The organism is Rhodococcus artemisiae (assembly GCF_036327795.1).
Taxonomy (GTDB): domain Bacteria; phylum Actinomycetota; class Actinomycetes; order Mycobacteriales; family Mycobacteriaceae; genus Rhodococcus; species Rhodococcus artemisiae.
On record NZ_JAUTXY010000003.1, the window covers coordinates 303,181 to 320,401 of the forward strand.

Annotated in this window: 13 protein-coding genes; 12 read left to right on the top strand and 1 reads right to left on the bottom strand. The window is 64.9% G+C overall.

Annotation, left to right across the window (positions count from 1 at the left end):
* The first annotated feature begins 5 nt into the window (after window positions 1-5).
* From Q7514_RS09015 to ligA, 7 genes are all read left to right on the top strand, one after another.
* Window positions 6-962, top strand: a complete 957-nt coding sequence (locus Q7514_RS09015) for an electron transfer flavoprotein subunit alpha/FixB family protein (protein WP_330132901.1) — start codon at window positions 6-8, stop codon at window positions 960-962.
* Window positions 963-1,098: 136 nt separating this feature from the next.
* Window positions 1,099-1,920, top strand: coding sequence for a GNAT family N-acetyltransferase (locus Q7514_RS09020; RefSeq protein ID WP_330132902.1), 822 nt, complete (start codon window positions 1,099-1,101; stop codon window positions 1,918-1,920).
* A complete protein-coding gene (locus Q7514_RS09025) occupies window positions 1,917-2,783 on the top strand; it encodes a lysophospholipid acyltransferase family protein (RefSeq protein ID WP_330132903.1) in 867 nt (288 codons plus the stop codon). The genes Q7514_RS09020 and Q7514_RS09025 overlap by 4 nt, the downstream gene beginning before the upstream one ends.
* A gap of 42 nt (window positions 2,784-2,825) precedes the next feature.
* Window positions 2,826-4,061 carry a cysteine desulfurase family protein gene (locus Q7514_RS09030; protein ID WP_330132904.1) on the top strand — a complete coding sequence of 412 codons (1,236 nt, stop codon included), beginning with the start codon at window positions 2,826-2,828 and terminating at the stop codon, window positions 4,059-4,061.
* Entirely contained in the window at window positions 4,058-5,176 is a 1,119-nt protein-coding gene (gene mnmA / locus Q7514_RS09035; protein ID WP_330132905.1) for a tRNA 2-thiouridine(34) synthase MnmA, read from the top strand. The genes Q7514_RS09030 and mnmA overlap by 4 nt, the downstream gene beginning before the upstream one ends.
* A 35-nt stretch (window positions 5,177-5,211) precedes the next feature.
* Window positions 5,212-6,201 carry a uroporphyrinogen decarboxylase/cobalamine-independent methonine synthase family protein gene (locus Q7514_RS09040; protein WP_330133095.1) on the top strand — a complete coding sequence of 330 codons (990 nt, stop codon included), beginning with the start codon at window positions 5,212-5,214 and terminating at the stop codon, window positions 6,199-6,201.
* A gap of 36 nt (window positions 6,202-6,237) precedes the next feature.
* Entirely contained in the window at window positions 6,238-8,340 is a 2,103-nt protein-coding gene (gene ligA / locus Q7514_RS09045) for an NAD-dependent DNA ligase LigA (RefSeq protein ID WP_330132906.1), read from the top strand.
* A 12-nt stretch (window positions 8,341-8,352) separates the two neighbouring features.
* Here ligA and Q7514_RS09050 read toward each other — a convergent pair whose 3' ends face one another.
* Window positions 8,353-8,994, bottom strand: coding sequence for a hypothetical protein (locus Q7514_RS09050; RefSeq protein ID WP_330132907.1), 642 nt, complete (start codon window positions 8,992-8,994; stop codon window positions 8,353-8,355).
* Between the two features lie 186 nt (window positions 8,995-9,180).
* Here Q7514_RS09050 and Q7514_RS09055 point away from each other — a divergent pair, with 186 nt between their 5' ends.
* The 5 genes from Q7514_RS09055 to Q7514_RS09075 all read left to right on the top strand — a co-directional run bounded on the left by Q7514_RS09055 (window position 9,181) and on the right by Q7514_RS09075 (window position 17,216).
* Window positions 9,181-10,461 (top strand): metal-dependent hydrolase family protein, encoded by a 1,281-nt coding sequence (locus Q7514_RS09055; protein WP_330132908.1) that lies wholly within the window; start codon window positions 9,181-9,183, stop codon window positions 10,459-10,461.
* Window positions 10,462-10,522: 61 nt separating this feature from the next.
* Window positions 10,523-11,305: a P-loop NTPase family protein gene (locus tag Q7514_RS09060; protein WP_330132909.1), complete on the top strand. Its 783-nt coding sequence runs from the start codon at window positions 10,523-10,525 to the stop codon at window positions 11,303-11,305.
* A 3-nt stretch (window positions 11,306-11,308) separates the two neighbouring features.
* A complete protein-coding gene (locus Q7514_RS09065) occupies window positions 11,309-13,294 on the top strand; it encodes a YhgE/Pip domain-containing protein (RefSeq protein WP_330132910.1) in 1,986 nt (661 codons plus the stop codon).
* 87 nt (window positions 13,295-13,381) lie between these two features.
* Window positions 13,382-14,764 (top strand): glutamate decarboxylase, encoded by a 1,383-nt coding sequence (locus tag Q7514_RS09070; protein WP_330132911.1) that lies wholly within the window; start codon window positions 13,382-13,384, stop codon window positions 14,762-14,764.
* 229 nt (window positions 14,765-14,993) lie between these two features.
* Window positions 14,994-17,216: a helix-turn-helix transcriptional regulator gene (locus Q7514_RS09075; RefSeq protein WP_330132912.1), complete on the top strand. Its 2,223-nt coding sequence runs from the start codon at window positions 14,994-14,996 to the stop codon at window positions 17,214-17,216.
* The last annotated feature ends 5 nt before the right edge of the window (window positions 17,217-17,221 follow it).

The following is a 17,221-nucleotide window of genomic DNA, read 5'->3' on the forward strand; positions in this document are numbered from 1 at the left end:
AAGCAATGGCAGAAGTACTTGTGCTCGTCGAGCACGCCGAGGGTGCACTGAAGAAGGTCAGCGTCGAGCTCATCACCGCCGCTCGTGCACTCGGTGAGCCGTCCGCCGTCGTCGCCGGTCCTGCCGGCACCGCAGACAAGCTGCAGGAAGCCCTCGCCGCGGCCGGTGCCGCCAAGGTCTACGCCGCCGAATCCGACATCGTCGACGGCTACCTGGTGACCCCGAAGGTCGACGTCCTCGCCGCCCTCGTCGAGTCCACCAGCCCCGCAGCGGTCCTCACCGCAGCGTCGGTCGAGGGCAAGGAGGTGTCCGGCCGTCTCGCCGCGCGTATCGGCTCGGGCCTGCTCGTCGACGTCGTCGACGTCAAGGGCGACGGCTCGGCCGTCCACTCGATCTTCGGTGGCGCGTTCACCGTCGACGCCAAGGCCAACGGCGAGGTTCCGGTCATCTCGGTTCGCCCGGGTGCCATCGAGTCCGCTCCGCAGGCCGGTGCCGCAGAGCGCGTCGACGTCGAGGTTCCGGCGCAGGAAGAGAACGCCGTCAAGGTCATCTCGCGTGAGCCCATCGTCGGTGGCGACCGTCCCGAGCTCACCGAGGCGTCGATCGTCGTCTCCGGTGGCCGGGGTGTCGGCAGCGCAGACAAGTTCTCGGTCGTCGAGGAGCTCGCCGACTCGCTCGGTGCCGCCGTCGGTGCGTCCCGTGCCGCTGTCGACTCCGGCTACTACCCGGGCCAGTTCCAGGTCGGTCAGACGGGCAAGACCGTTTCGCCGCAGCTGTACGTGGCGCTCGGCATCTCCGGCGCCATCCAGCACCGCGCCGGAATGCAGACGTCGAAGACCATCGTCGCGGTCAACAAGGACGAAGAGGCCCCGATCTTCGAGATCGCGGACTACGGTGTGGTGGGCGACCTTTTCAACGTCGCACCGCAGCTGACCGAGGCCGTCAAGAAGCACAAGGGCTGACGGGTCCTTCGCGTAGTACTCCGCGCGGCCCCACCCCGGACTCACCGGGGTGGGGCCGCGCGGTTGTTCCACCCTGTTCACGAACGTGACACCGCAGCGCTGCCGTCGTGCAGTACGGCCGCGCTACACCTGCAACATGACCACATCAGCGGTGCTGTCACATACACGACAATTCACGGTTCCGGTGCTGTCCGGTCCGCGATACTCCCTGAGTATCTCCACCGAGGCACACCACCGGGAAGCAGCGCAGCGGCTTCGGCGCCGGGTGTTCGACACCGAACCCGGTTTCACGCTCCCAACGGACGGAAGCGACCTCGACGTCGACCCGTTCGACGAGTTCTGCGACCACCTGCTCGCGCACGAGATAAGGACCGGCGAACTCGTCGGCTGCTACCGGATGCTGCCGCCGCGCGCGGCGTTCGAGGCCGGCGGCTACTACACCGCCACCGAATTCGACCTCTCCGCACTCGACCCCAGCGGTCTGCGTGCCGTCGAGATGGGCCGCGCATGCGTCGATGCCGCGCACCGCTCCGGATCCGTCCTGACCCTCATGTGGGCCGGGATCCTTCGCTACCTGCAACTGACGGGGCACGATCGCGTCATCGGCTGTGTCTCGGTGCCGATGCAGCTGACGCCCGGTGATGCTGCGGGAGTGAACGTCCGCGGCGTGCGCGACGTGGTGCTGGGGCGCCACGGCATCGAACCGGAACGGCGCGTCCGCCCCCTGAACCCGGTGGTGGTCGACGGTCGATGCCTCGACGAGGTCGACGAGCCCGCGCGGGTTGTCATTCCGCCGCTCATGCGCGGATATCTGCGGCTCGGTGCCCAGATCTGCGGTGAACCCGCCCACGATCCTGAATTCGGCGTGGCGGACTTCGTCGCCATGCTGAGCCTGCACGACGCGAACGTCCGCTACCTCGAACGCCTGCGAGGCGCCGCCGAGAGCAACGAAGCATGACCACGCGCGCGCACGCGTGGATGCCCGCGAGTCCCTGCAGCAACGGCTGCCTTCCCTCGACGTCACTCCGGGTCGCATGGCCTACCGTCGTCATGCGGGCCGTCATGGTCGTGATGGTCCTCGCGTGCGCGCCGATCCTCGTGGCGGCCCGGCTCGTCCCGCCCTCCGCACGAGAGGCCCTGCTGTGTGCGGGCGCGCGCTGCCTGCTGCGATGCGTGGGAATGCGCGTCGACGTCACCGACCTTCGTGACAGGCGTGGATACGACGGGGGCCTCCTCGTCGTCGCACCACACGTGTCGTGGACCGACGTGCTGGTGGTCATGGCGGTGGTTCCGGCCGGATTCGTGGCGCGGGCCGACCTCCTCGACTGGGGCGCACTGGGGTCGCTGGCGCGGCGGATGCGGGTGATCCCGATCGAACGCGAACGCCTGCGTGCACTGCCCGGTGTCGTCGACACCGTCAGGACACGGCTGGAATCCGGCGAGCGCGTCGCGGTCTTCCCCGAGGGGACAACCTGGTGTGGTCGGGCATACGGGGGTTTTCGCTCGGCACTGTTCGAGGCGGCCATCGATGCGGAATGCCCGGTACAGCCCATCGGGTTCGCCTACCTCGACCACACCGGAGTCAGGAGCACCGGTCCGGCATTCGTGGGTGAGGAGACGATCGGAGGCTCGATCGCCAGGCTCGTGCGCTCGCGGGGACTGGTCGTGTCGGTGACTGTCGCACCGCTCGAATGGCCGGGTACCGATCGCCGTGACCTCGCTGCCCGGTGCGAGCGGGCGGTGCGACCGGCCGGACAGGTTGCCGTGCCGCACGTGGTCCCGGCAGTGGTTCCGGAGGTGAGCGCACCGTCACCCAGGTGACCGCAACGGTGACCCGATCGGACCGGCTATCCTTGATCGGTCATGACCTTGCCCGCCGCCGGTCCGTCCGGCACCCCGAAGACCGTCTACCTCGACCACGCCGCGACCACGCCCATGCTGCCCGCGGCGATCGAGGCGATGACGCAGGCGTTCGCGACGGTCGGAAACGCGTCGTCCCTGCACGGTTCCGGTCGCGCTGCCAGACGCCGTGTCGAAGAGGCACGCGAGTCGATCGCGGCCGATCTCGGTGCACGCCCATCCGAGGTGATCTTCGTCTCGGGCGGTACCGAGGGCGACAACCTCGCTGTCAAGGGTATCTACTGGGGTCGGCGTGCACAGGATCCGCGTCGCCGCCGCATCATCGCGAGCGCGGTGGAACACCACGCGGTGCTCGATGCGGTCGAGTGGCTCGTCGAGCACGAGGACGCGGATGTGACCTGGCTGGCCGTCGACGAGAGCGGGCGCGTCGATCCGCGCACGTTGCGCCAGGAACTCGAGGCGCACGCCGACGAGGTTGCGCTCGTGACCGTGATGTGGGCGAACAACGAGGTCGGCACCGTGATGCCGATTGCGTCGCTCGCTGCGGTTGCCGCAGAATTCGACATCCCGATCCACAGCGACGCCGTCCAGGCCGTCGCGCACCTTCCAGTCGACTTCGCGGACAGCGGCCTGTCCGCCCTCACCGTGGCCGCACACAAGTTCGGTGGCCCCCAGGGAGTGGGTGCGCTACTGCTCGGCCGGCAGGTGCCGTGTGTTCCACTGGCCCACGGCGGCGGTCACGAACGCGACGTGCGGTCGGGGACCCAGGACACCGCGTCGATCGTGGGTATGGCGACGGCGCTTCGCCATGCGACCACCGAACTGCAGGCACGAAGCGTCGAACTCGAGGTTCTGCGCGACGCGCTGATCGTCGGTGTCGAACGGGTCGTGCCCGATGCGGTGCTCAACGGCCCACGCGGAGCCGGCCGGTTGGCGGGCAATGCACATTTCACTTTCCCCGGGTGCGAGGGCGATTCGTTGCTGATGCTGCTCGACGCTGCCGGGATCGAATGCTCGACGGGTTCGGCATGTACTGCGGGAGTCGCACGGGCGAGCCACGTACTGGTCGCAATGGGATGCGACCCCGCGACAGCTCGGGGGTCTCTGCGATTTTCGTTGGGGCACACCACGACCCGAGGAGATATCGACGCTCTGCTCGCGGCGTTGCCGCAGGTGGTGGAGAGAGCACGCGCTGCCGGAATGGCGAGCGTCGGCGGACGAGGAGGTGACCGGGGATGAGGATTCTTGCGGCGATGAGCGGCGGTGTGGACTCGGCGGTTGCCGCGGCCCGTGCCGTCGACGCAGGCCACGAGGTGGTCGGTGTGCATCTGGCGCTGTCGACGGCGCCGGGAACGTTGCGCACCGGCTCCCGTGGGTGCTGCTCCAAGGAGGATGCCGGCGATGCGCGCCGCGCCGCCGATGTGCTCGGAATCCCGTTCTACGTATGGGATTTCGCTGATCGCTTCAAAGAGGACGTGATCGACGATTTCGTTGCGTCCTATGCCGCGGGGCAGACCCCGAACCCGTGCCTGCGATGCAATGAGAAGATCAAGTTCTCGGCGCTGGCGGATCGCGCCGTCGCCCTCGGTTTCGACGCCGTCGCGACCGGCCACTATGCGCAGCTCGACGGCGGCGTTCTGCGTCGTGCGGTCGATGCGGACAAGGACCAGTCCTACGTGCTGGCAGTGCTGACGGCGGAACAGCTCTCGCGTGCGATGTTCCCCGTGGGCGACACCCCGAAGGGACAGATCCGCGAAGAGGCCGCCGAGCGTGGCCTGGCGGTGGCGAACAAGCCCGACAGCCACGACATCTGCTTCATCCCGTCGGGCGACACCCGCGCATTCCTCGGAGCCAGGATCGGTGTCCGGCCGGGCTCCGTCGTCGACGCAGACTCGGGCGAGGTCCTCGCCGAACACGAAGGTGTGCACGGCTTCACGATCGGACAGCGCAAGGGCCTCGGGATTGCCGGGCCGGGCGCAGACGGGCGCCCTCGCTACGTGACGGAGATCGAACCCGAGACCGGCACCGTGAAGGTGGGTAGTGCCGAACATCTGCAGGTGTCGTCGATCAGGGCCGAACGCGCCGTGTGGACATCGGGTTCCGCGCCGGTCGGTCCGATCGAATGCGTCGTGCAGGTCCGCGCACATGGAGGCCTCGCCGAGGCGGTCGCCGAATCCGTCGGCAGCGTCGACGATGTCGCGAACCTCGACGGAGGCATCGAGATCTCGCTTCGCGAACCGCTCACCGGTGTCGCTGCAGGGCAAGCGGCGGTCCTGTACCGCCCAGATCCGGGAGGCGACATCGTCCTCGGCAGCGGCACGATCGCGGCAACCGGCACGGCCGGAGAACAGTGACGACAGAGCAGGCCGGTACGAACCCCTGGGCGGGGATGGCGACCGGGATCGGATCATGGCCGGGCACCGACGCCAGGGAAGCCTCCGCGGTGATCATCGGAGAACTCCCCGCTCTGCCTCACCTGGTCGAACTCCCGGCGCGTGGGCTCGGGGCCGACATGATCGGCCGGGCCAGCGCAGTGCTCGTCGACATGCATCTCGACGCCACCACCACCGGTTACCGTCTGCGCGGCGGACGCGGCGCGGTCGCCCGCGTTGCCGAGGACCTGCTCGAACAGGACCTCGACGCGTTCGAAGAGGCATGGGAGCTCGCAGGGGCCGGTGCCGATCGCACCGTCAAGGTGCAGTCGATCGGACCGTGGACGCTCGCCGCGCACACCGAACTTGCGACAGGCAAACGCGCTCTCGTCGACCGCGGCGCGGTGCGCGACCTGTCGGAATCTCTCGCGGAAGGTGTCGCACGGCACGCGGCCGAACTCCGCCGGCGCCTCGGCGTCTCGACCGTCGTCCAGCTCGACGAGCCGGCACTGCCGGCCGTGCTCGCCGGGTCGTTGCGGGGACGCACCATGCTCGAAACCGTGCCTGCCGTGCCCGACCCAGAGGTTCAACATGTCCTCGATGTGACTCTCGCCGGACTCGGATCACCGACCGCGGTGCACTGCTGCTCGGGTGGTCTGCCCGCGGACCTGCTGCGCCGTAGCGTGGCCGACGCCGTTTCGTTCGACCTCGCGCAGCTCGCCGCGGCAGATCTCGACGCAGTGGGCGAACTGCTCGATTCGGGTACGACGCTGCTGCTCGGTCTGATACCGACGACCGCGCCGGGGAGGCGTCCGACCTGGCAGGAGCTGGCGGAACCGGCCGTAGCGCTGATCGACCGGCTCGGATTCGCCCGCACCACGTTGCGTTCGGTGTCGGTCACCCCCGCGTGCGGTCTGGTCGACGCCGACCCCACCTGGGCACGGACCGCGCTCCGGTTGGCGAAGGACATCTCCGCCGCTTTCACGGAAGACCCCGAATCACTCTGACGAGTCGGTCGGTCCCCTCGACTACGCTTGCAAGCTGTGAGTGAACCGACGGACGTGGCCCCCGCAGCTCCAGCAGAAGTGCGCGAGCGCTGGCAGCAGCTCGCGGAGGAAGTGCGCGAACACCAATTCCGCTACTACGTGCGCGACGCCCCGATCATCTCCGACGGCGCGTTCGATCAGTTGCTCGGACAACTCAACGCGCTCGAAGACGAGTACTCGGACCTTCGCACTCCCGATTCGCCCACTCAGCTGGTCGGTGGCGGTTTCGCCACCGATTTCACAGCTGTCGATCACCTCGAACGGATGCTCAGCCTCGACAACGTCTTCGACGAGGGTGAACTGCGCGCCTGGCTCGCTCGCGTCGAATCCGAGGCCGGATCGGATCTGCACTACCTGTGTGAGGTGAAGATCGACGGTGTCGCATTGAACCTCGTCTACGAGGACGGACGGCTCGTGCGCGCGGCTACGCGCGGAGACGGACGCACCGGCGAACTGGTCACGCTCAACGCCATGACCATCGACTCTGTTCCGGAACGGCTCACTGCCACAGACGAATACCCGATTCCGTCGGTCCTCGAAGTCCGCGGAGAGGTGTTCTTCAGGCTCGAGGACTTCCAGACGCTCAACGCAAGCCTCGTCGCCGATGGCAAGGCGCCGTTCGCCAATCCGCGGAACTCGGCGGCGGGGTCACTGCGGCAGAAGAATCCCGCAGTGACGGCGAAGCGCCGGCTCGGAATGATCTGCCATGGTTTCGGGCGGATCGAAGGTTTCCGGCCCGAGTCCCAGTCCGAAGCCTACGACGCGCTCGCGGCGTGGGGGCTACCAGTCTCGCCGCACACGCTGCGGGTCACGGGCGCCGACGCGGTGATCGAACGGATGAAGTATTGGGGTGAGCACCGCCACGACATCGAACACGAGATCGACGGACTCGTCGTGAAGATCGACGAGATGGCCCTGCACCGCCGATTCGGCGCGACCTCACGTGCCCCGCGCTGGGCGATCGCGTACAAGTACCCGCCCGAAGAAGTGACGACCAAGCTCCTCGACATTCGGGTCAGCGTCGGGCGTACCGGTCGCGTGACTCCGTTCGCCTACATGGAACCGGTCTCTGTCGCGGGGTCCACGGTGTCGCTCGCAACTCTGCACAACGCGTCCGAAGTGCAACGCAAGGGTGTGCTCATCGGCGATACCGTCGTGCTGCGCAAGGCCGGAGACGTGATTCCGGAGGTGCTCGGGCCGGTCGTCGATCTGCGCGACGGCAGCGAACACGCATTCGTGATGCCCGCCGAGTGTCCGGAATGCGCGACGACTCTCGCCCCGGCCAAGGAGGGCGACGTCGATCTGCGCTGCCCGAACCAGCAGTACTGCCCGGCCCAGCTGCGTGAGCGGGTGTTCCATGTGGCGGGGCGCGGCGCATTCGACATCGAAGCCCTCGGCTACGAGGCGGCGACGGCACTGCTCGAATCCGGGGCGATCGGCGACGAGGGGGATCTGTTCTCTCTCACCGCCGAAGACCTGATGCGCACGTCGATCTTCAAGACCACCAAGGGCGTGCTGTCGAAGAACGGTGAGCGCCTGCTGCAGAACCTCGCGAAGGCGAAGGAGAAGCCGCTCTGGCGCGTCCTCGTGGCTCTGTCGATCCGGCATGTCGGCCCCACAGCAGCACGCGCCCTGGCAACGGAGTTCGGCAGCCTCGACCGTATCCGGGCGGCGTCGCTCGACGAGCTTGCTGCGGTCGAAGGTGTCGGAGGCACGATCGCGACCGCGGTTGTCGAATGGTTCACCGTCGATTGGCACGTCGCGATCGTCGACAAGTGGGCCGCGGCCGGTGTGAGTATGGAGGACGAGCGCGACGAATCCATCCAACGCACCCTCGAAGGCATGTCCATCGTGGTGACCGGCACCCTGGCCGGGCTCTCTCGCGACGAAGCGAAGGAAGCGATCCTCGCCCGCGGCGGCAAGGCCGCGGGATCGGTGTCGAAGAAGACTGCCTTCGTGGTGGTCGGCGACAATCCGGGGTCCAAGGCCGACAAGGCCTCCGACCTGGGCATCCCGATTCTCGATGAAGATGCGTTCCGTGTCGTCCTCGAGCAGGGACCGGCGACAGTGCTCGGCTCGTCGGAGGAATCCGAAGCCTGACACTGCACGGTGTCAAGGGGCCGATGAGGGTGCCGGTGCAGGTGCGTGGGCCCTGCCCAGGAAGACTGCGGATGCCAGAAGGAAGCACAGGGCGCCGACGAACGTTCCGAAGTTCGCGAGGCTCGGATCCAGGGTGTTGCCGCTGCCGAGGACGAACGAGCCGATGGCCGATACACCGAATGCGATCGACCCGAGCATATTGAGCCACACGCTCTGCCAGTTCTTCGACCGTGGTTCCCAGTACGACTTCGAGCGCCACAGGATCAGCACGGCGAGTGCGCTGGAGGCGAGGAAGCACAGCGACCCCTCGAGGTTCGGGTTCCACACCAGGTGCATCTCGCCCTTGACGGTGTGTGCGTGCAGCGCCGCGCCGGTACTCACGTTGAACAGCAAAGTGCCGAGAAACTGAATGATCGCCGAGAGCCACTCGGCGCGAATCCCGACGCCCTGCTTGTCCGAAACGGTTGCGTTGCCGCTCAATATCAACTGTACGAATGCAGCGCCTGTGAAGAACCACGAGCCGACGAAGAACGAGGTATTTGCACCCGCGGTACCGAGCAGGTGCGCAACGCCCGGGGCAGAACCGAGTGCAAAGAGGAAAGCTCCGACAACGAATCCCCACGACTGCATGTGCAGAGTTGGACGGATCAGCATGGCGGCAGTGTAGAACACGGCCGAGCGCGATGCATGGAATACGTTGGAGCGCATTCCAGGTCGAAAGTCCCAGTTCGGGTGCACTTATCCGCCACCGTCGAGCGAGGGTGAACCGGGAGGGTGAATTCTCTCGGCGCAGGGTTCGATCGCGCGCGCGCCGAGAGCATCCGGATTAACGTCCGGCTCATGACGGCAACCCCGGAAACCGGTAAGCGCCTGCTGTTCCGCAATGTTCGCGTGTTCGACGGTCACTCCGGTGATCTGCTCGGCGGCGACGTGCTGATCGACGGCGACAGAATCGCGGCAGTGTCGGACTCGCCGATCGGCGACGAACCGGGCCGAGAAACCATTGTCATCGACGGTGGCAATCGAGTGCTGATGCCCGGGATGAGCGATGCCCACGTGCACCTCGTGGGGAACGCCAATTCCTATGTCGACATGGTGATGGGTTCCGAATCGCATATCGCGCTGAACGGGCTTGCCGAGGCGAAAAACATGCTGCACCGAGGATTCACCGCAGTACGAGACATGGCGGGAGACACCGGCAGCATCAAATCGGTGATCGACCGGGGTCTCTTCGAAGGCCCGCGCATCTATCCTTCTCAGGCTGCCCTCTCGCAGACCAGCGGTCACGGCGACTTCGGTTTCGTCTACCAATGCCCGACCGCATTCGGAGGCGACCAGAGCCGTGCCGAACAAATAGGATTCATGCGGGTCGCCGACGGGGAGGATCAGGTTCTCGCGGGCGTGCGAGAGCAACTGAAGAAGGGTGCCTCGCAGATCAAACTGATGGTGGGTGGCGGCGCAGCATCGATGTACGACCCGCTGTACACCGTGCAGTTCATCGACAAGGAACTCAGAGCTGCGGTGAATGCGGCGGCAGACTACGGCACGTACGTCGCGACCCATGTCTACAATGTCACCGGCATCCGACGGGCACTTGCTGCTGGGGTGAGGTCCATCGAGCACGGCCACCTCGCAGACGAGGAGACCATCGCACTGATCGCCGAGAAGGAAGTATGGCTGTCCATGCAGCCCTTCGCACTCGGGGACCATCACTATCCCGATCCCGATCGTGCAGAGAAGGACCGGGAGATCTGCACCGGTGTGGACCACATCTACGACTGGGCGAAGAAGCACGGCGTCAAGACCGCATGGGGTACCGATCTGTTGCTCGAGCCGCAGATCGCGCCACGGCAGAGTGAGATGGCGGCTCGCCTCGGAGACCATTACACGAACCTCGAGTCGCTGAAGATGTTGACGTCTGGCAACGCTGAACTGTTCCGACTGGCGGGCGAGCGAGATCCCTACCGCCAGGCACAGTTCGGGATGATCCGGAAGGGTGTGTGGGCCGACGTCCTGCTCGTGGACGGCAATCCGCTCGACGACTTGAACCTGCTCGCAGATCCGGGAAAGAACCTGTCGGTGATCGTCAAGAACGGTCAGGTGGTCAAGAACCAACTCTGACCGAGGGAGCCCTCGGGGGCCGCAACGACTCGACGATCGACGCGAAAGTGTGGAATGCGTAGTGGCCGATACATATCTCGATGAATGCGGATCCGAGGATTACGAGCGTCCCGAAGACTCTGCCATCGACGAATCCGCGTGGGCGGAATTCCCTGGCAGTCTCGTCTCGGCCCGGGGGATCGAGCTTCACGGCCCGTGGGGGCACGTGTTCGGTCCTCTCGACCTGGATATCGACGTCGGTGGGGTGACCGTGGTGTCGGGCCAGGCCGGCGCGGCGCGCACCGCGCTGCTGATGGCAATGTGCGGGCGTATGCGGCTCACTCGAGGATCGCTCACCGTCCTCGGATTCGAGAATGAACCGAGGAGGGTGTTCGCCCGATCGGCCATTGCATGTATGGACGAACTAGACGCCGTACAACCCTCGGTGACCGTCCGAGACCTCGTGACCGAGCAGAAGCGCTGGGATTCGCCGTGGTACAAATTCGTTCCACGCGTCGACGATGCCGGTGTGGCCGACATGTGCACGGAGGTCTTCGGTGATGTTCCGCTTCCCGGCCTCAACGCATTCATCGATGATCTGCCGGAGATCCAGCAACTGCTCTTGCGGATCGCGGTCGCCAACACACGAAGGCCCCCGCTTCTGGTGGTGGGGCGCGTCGACAAGATCGCCGACGATGTGGAACGCGGGATCTTGGTGGAACGACTGGTCGCACTCGGGGAACGACAATCTGTGATCACCGCCGACGTGAATCCGGTGAAGCCGGGTTCCGGCATACGGGCGACAGTCGATCTTCACGGACTGCTCGGTCCCGGCGATATCGGCGTCATGACAGAGAGGAGGTGACCGATGCTGGCAGGAGTCTCGCTCGGCAGCGATTCGAAACGGTACTTCCGCGGCACCATGCCGCGCATCGCGATCGCCACCATCGTCCTCATGCCGCTGCTGTACGGCGCCATGTATCTGTGGGCTTTCTGGAACCCGTTCGGTGCGGTCGACAAGATCCCCGCCGCGATCGTCAACAACGACACCGGGATGTCTGCGACCGGTGAACAGGTGGACGCCGGCGATCAGGTCGTCAAATCGCTCATCGCGTCCGGACAGCTCGATCTGGACGAAGTATCGGAGAGCGAGGCCGTCGACGGGCTTGCGAGTGGCAAGTACTACTACACGATCACCATTCCCTCGAACTTCACCGCTGCCGTGGAGTCGCCCAACGGTGACAATCCCGAGAAGGCGAATCTGACCTTCACCTTCAACGACGCGAACAACTATCTGGCCACGGTCATCGGGCAGGACGCGTCCGAGCAGGTCATCAGCCAGGTCAACTCGACGATCGGCGCCCAGGGAGTAGGCCAGGTCCTCACGGGCCTGGAGTCGGCGGGTTCGGGTCTGAAGGAGGCAGCCGACGGTGCCGGCACTTTGGCCGGCGGCGTCGACACGGCAGCGAGCGGTGCAGACCAGCTCAGCTCGGGTGCCACCGAGCTGGCTGACAACATGGTCACCGCACGCGACGGTTCCGCCCAGCTGGCCGCGGGGACCGATGAGCTGGCCACCAAGATCGACGGTGTCACCGAGCCGCTGCTCAACGCACTCGACAGCGGTGAATTGGCGGGTGTCGCGGCTCGGGCCTCGCAGATTCGCGCGGATCTCGTCGAGCTGGAGAACCGGATACCCGAGCCGGTGCAGGCCTCGGCCGGTGCAGCGGTGCAACAGGTCATCGATATTCTCGGGCAGAGCTCCGACCCGATCGTCCAGCAGGCGATCGTCGCATTGACTCCGTTCACTCCGCAGGAGGTGGTGTCCGATACGGAGGCATTGCGCGCAGAGATCGTCCGGTTGCAGGGTGACGCTCGTACACTCGAGTACGAGCTGAACGATCTGAGCAGCCCGCTGCAGAGTGGCCTTGCGATGTTGCAAGGCGGCGGGCTGGCATCCGACATCCGCGAATTGCAGAGCGGTGTGAACGAATTGAACTCCGGTGCAGCCACATTGCATTCAGGTCTGATCGAATTGACCGACGGCAGTGTCCAAATGTCGGACGGCGCCGGGCAACTCTCATCCGGCATGGTGGAGCTTCGATCCGGTTCGCATGAACTGGCGGATGCACTTTCCCAAGGAGCGCAACAGGTGCCGAGCTGGACCGATCAGCAGCGCACTGCAACAGCCGACACGCTGTCGACGCCGGTAGCGCTGCAGCAGGACACCACCAACGAGGCATCGACGTTCGGAACCGGTTTTGCCCCGTTTTTCCTGTCGTTGGCCCTGTTCGTCGGCGGTATCATTACGTGGATGCTGCTCACTCCGCTGCAGTCGAGGCCGACGGTCGGTGGCCTCGGGTTGTATCGGACTGTCCTCGCGTCGTATTGGCCGGCATTGCTTGTGGGTATTCTCCAAGTGATCGTGATGTATACGGTCGTGCATTTCGGTGTGGGCCTCGACGTCAGGCACGTGGCCGGAACGATCCTGTTCCTGATGCTGGTCTCAGCGGCATACCTGGCGATGATCCAGGCATTCAATGCGGTGTTCGGTGTCGCAGTCGGACGTGTCGTCACGCTCGCGTTCCTCATGCTGCAGTTGGTGTCGGCGGGCGGAATCTACCCGGTGCCCACCACGGCGAAGCCGTTCCAGTACATCCACCGGTTCGATCCGATGACCTACACGGTGAACGGTCTCCGGCAGCTCACCGTGGCCGATCAGGTCGATTCGCGCTTATGGATTGCGATCGCGGTCCTCGGGGGCATTCTGCTCGCGTCGCTGTCCGCGAGTGCACTCTCGGTCCGGCGCAATCGCCGCTACACCATGGAAAGGCTCTACCCGCCGATCGAGGTATGACCGGAACGACCGGATCGGACGAAGTCCAGTTTCACAGTTGGAATCGAATCGGACGAGTGTTCGATGCGTCAAGAATCGGAGGAAGAGATGTCAGACCATATTGCCGCTCCCACAGAGACACTCGCGCCCGCATACACAGGTCGGCTCGGAACCGATCCGATACCTGCGTTGCGGCTGCCGGAATCCGAAACCGAACCCGAAGCGGCATATCGGTTCATCCACGACGAGTTGATGCTCGACGGAAGCTCGCGCCTGAACCTGGCGACCTTCGTGACCACGTGGATGGATCCACAGGCAGACCGCCTGATGGCGGAGACCTTCGACAAGAACATGATCGACAAGGACGAGTACCCGGCTACCGCGGAGATCGAGACCCGCTGCGTCAACATGGTTGCCGCACTCTTCCACGCCGAAGGTCTGTCCCCGACGGATCCGACATCTGCGACCGGTGTATCGACCGTGGGATCTTCCGAAGCAGTGATGCTTGCGGGGCTGGCACTCAAATGGCGGTGGCGGCAGGCTCGGGAGGCTGCGGGAAAGGACTCGACCAAGCCGAACCTGATCATGGGCAGCAATGTTCAGGTGGTGTGGGAGAAGTTCTGCCGCTATTTCGATGTCGAGCCGAAGTACCTGCCCATGGAGCCAGGCCGATATGTCATCACTCCGGAGCAGGTCCGCGAGGCCGTCGACGAGAACACCATCGGTGTGGTGGCGATTCTCGGAACGACCTTCACCGGAGAACTCGAACCCGTTCAGGCCATTTCCGATGTTCTGGACCAGGTCGCTGCGAACGGGGGTCCGGACGTCCCGCTGCACGTGGATGCGGCGAGCGGTGGGTTCGTCGTGCCCTTCCTGCATCCGGAATTGAAGTGGGACTTCCAGATCCCTCGGGTCGTCTCGATCAATGTCAGTGGCCACAAATACGGCATGACGTATCCGGGTATCGGGTTCGTGGTCTGGCGCTCCAATGAATATCTACCCGAGGATCTTGTGTTCCGGGTCAACTACCTCGGAGGTGACATGCCGACCTTCACACTGAACTTCTCCCGTTCCGGAAATCAGGTGGTCGGCCAGTACTACAATTTCATCAGGCTGGGTGTAGCCGGGTATCGACAGATCATGGAGTCGTTGCGCGACACCGCGCTGATGCTGTCTCAGCAGATCGCCAAGATCGACAATATGGCGATCATCACGGATGGATCGGCGATCCCGGTGTTGTCGTTCGAGGTCGTCGACGATCCGGGTTTCACCGTGTTCGACATCTCGCATGAACTGCGCGCCCGCGGATTTCAGGTCCCCGCGTACACGATGCCGGCCGATGCCGAGGATGTCGCTGTGCTGAGAGTGGTGCTGCGTGAAGGTTTCAGCCGTGACCTCGCATACAAGCTGGCAGAGGCGATCGAGGATGTGGTCGAGCGACTGCGCGCGGGTGTGGGTAGAGGACACACAGCACGAGGATTCGCACACTGAATCGACGGGACCCAGCGGGAGGGGCGGGAGTCGACGGAGGCGGGTAATTCGGTGATGTCCGTAGCGCTGCGGAATTGTCGGGACGCTGATAAAGTCACGTAAGTCGGATTATCTCGGTCCCGGCGCCTGAAATGTTCTGCTGGGCCGTTGATCTGTGGCGATGTCGGGCGCCCTGTACCGGGGAGGATCACGATCGGTGCCGAAAACATTGCCCTTGTTTCGTAACCGCTTGTTTTCGATTCTGTCGAGTTCCGCGCGTGTGGTCGTGGTGCATGGCAGTCGGTTCTCGGGAAAGACCACTCTGGTCCGTACCTGGCTCATGACCGACCCTGTACCGGATCGTCTTCCCGTCTTCGTTCCGTCACCCTCGCGTGGCGTCACGAGCAACGAGTACTGGGGTCGGGTGTTGACTTCGCTGTGCGCCTACAGTGGCATGCCGCCTCCGATCAGTGGCAGTGACAATTTCGATGCCCTGTATTCGATCCTGACGGATTCGGTACTGACGGCCCAGCGGTGTGCTGTAGTTCTCGTGCTGGACGGTATCGATGAGGTCGATTCGGCGGTGGCATCCATCGAGCGACTTCTCGAATGCGGTGCGGTGTCGCAGGTCATCGTGACCACCAGAACCGCAGGAACGTGGCCCCGGCTCGTCGATTCCTGCCCCGATCGGATGGTGATCTCCTCGGACGTTCTTGCGTTCACCGAGGAAGAACTACTGAAATTCCTGCGGGTGTCAGGGGTTCCGCAAGGGATTCGAGTAGCCCGGTGGATCACCCAGCGGACCGGGGGGCAGGCGGCACTGTCCTCGACCGTCTGCCAGGCGCTCATGGACAGTGGCCTCGAGTTCTCGGAGGCTTCGCAACGGCTCGCCCGTCTCGTCGACACCGCGGTCGACATGCTGGTGTCGAACGTGGTCGCGACCGAGCCTGATCTCGAGCCGATGTCGCAGTCGATACTGAAGTCTGCCGAGGCCGCGACCCTCCCGGTAACGACCGAATCCGTCGGTTTCCTCGACATGCTGGAGTCCGCGGGGATGGTGGAGTCGGTGTTCACCAGCGGCGGATCGGTGCGGAAGTACTCTGACGCCGTCCGTGCATCTCTGGTGCGCTCATCGGTGCTCCGGCGTCGAAGTGGAGTCATGGTTACGTCGACTCCGAACCGGCCGGAGATCCTCGACGGTCCGGCCGTACGGGCGCCTGCGGCTTTCACGGAGGAACATACGGCAGCGATCACGCGCGCGGTGATGCTGCGCATGCGCGGACATTGTGTGGAGGCGGCAGCGATCTGTGATTCGGTTGCCTCCGGAACCTCGCCTGTGTTCGAGGAGTCCGACGATGCTGCGAGGTGCGCCGCCGCGTGCTCCTATCTCCAGATGGGGATCACCTATCTTCTCGCCGACCGCTTGGGCGATTCGACACTCATGCTTCGGCGAGCTCGAAATGCCGGGACCGGCATGTCCGTCGAGCGAGTTGCTGCCGGCACGCTGGCACTCATCCATGCAGTGCGCGGCGCAACGATCGATGCTCAACTGTGGATCGAAGCCGAGCGGCAGCATCTGCAGTACCCGGAGAAGACGGCCGGGGCCCAGGAGAAAACGGCCGGCCTGGTTGCTTCCGCCCTCGTTGCTCTGGACCGCCTCGAGCCCGACGAGGCGTTCACCTTACTCGGCGAGCTCGGTCCTCTCCAAGAGAAGGAAGAGCTTTGGGCCTTCGCGCTGTATGCGAGTGGACAGTATGCGTTGCTCTCGGGCATGTACGCTGATGGACTCCAGTACGTGGAATCCGAGCAACAGTCGTTCGCGGGATTGTCCACCGGTCTATCCGGGCAACTCCTCCTCGCTGTCCGAGCCGATCTCAATCTGGCTCTCGGGCGCGTCGATGTGGCGGCCCGGTTGGTGGGTCGGTCGACCGATCCGCACACAGCTGCAGTTCGTGCTCGGATCTGTTTGCTCACAGGAGATTTCGTCGGAGCCGAAACGATCGTTCATCAATACGGAGAGGACCCGCACTGCCCACTCCGGGTGTCCATGGAGCTGTTCGTGATCGGTGCCGCTGCCGCCTGTGCACGGGGACGTCGGAGCGAGGGGCGCCGTCACATCGCTGATGCCGTTACGCGGTCCCGCCGGACCGGGGCGCTGCGACCGTTCACCGGGATGCCTCCGTCGATGATCAGGGAGGTCGCGGGGCTCGGCATCGAATTGCCGGTCGACCTGAAGCAGCTGGCAGCCGAGTTCGTCACTTTCCGTCCCTCCCGTCAGATTGTGCGACTGACACCGCGTGAGCGGGAGGTGCTCGACGGGCTTCTGTCCGGCGGCAGTATCGGAACGATTGCCAAGTCCCAGTTCGTCAGCCTCAACACAGTGAAAACGCAATTGCGTTCGCTGTACCGCAAGCTGGGGGTGAACTCGCGCAGAGACGCCGTCGCGGTGGCGCGTCGCGTGGTTCTCGTCTGAGGTCG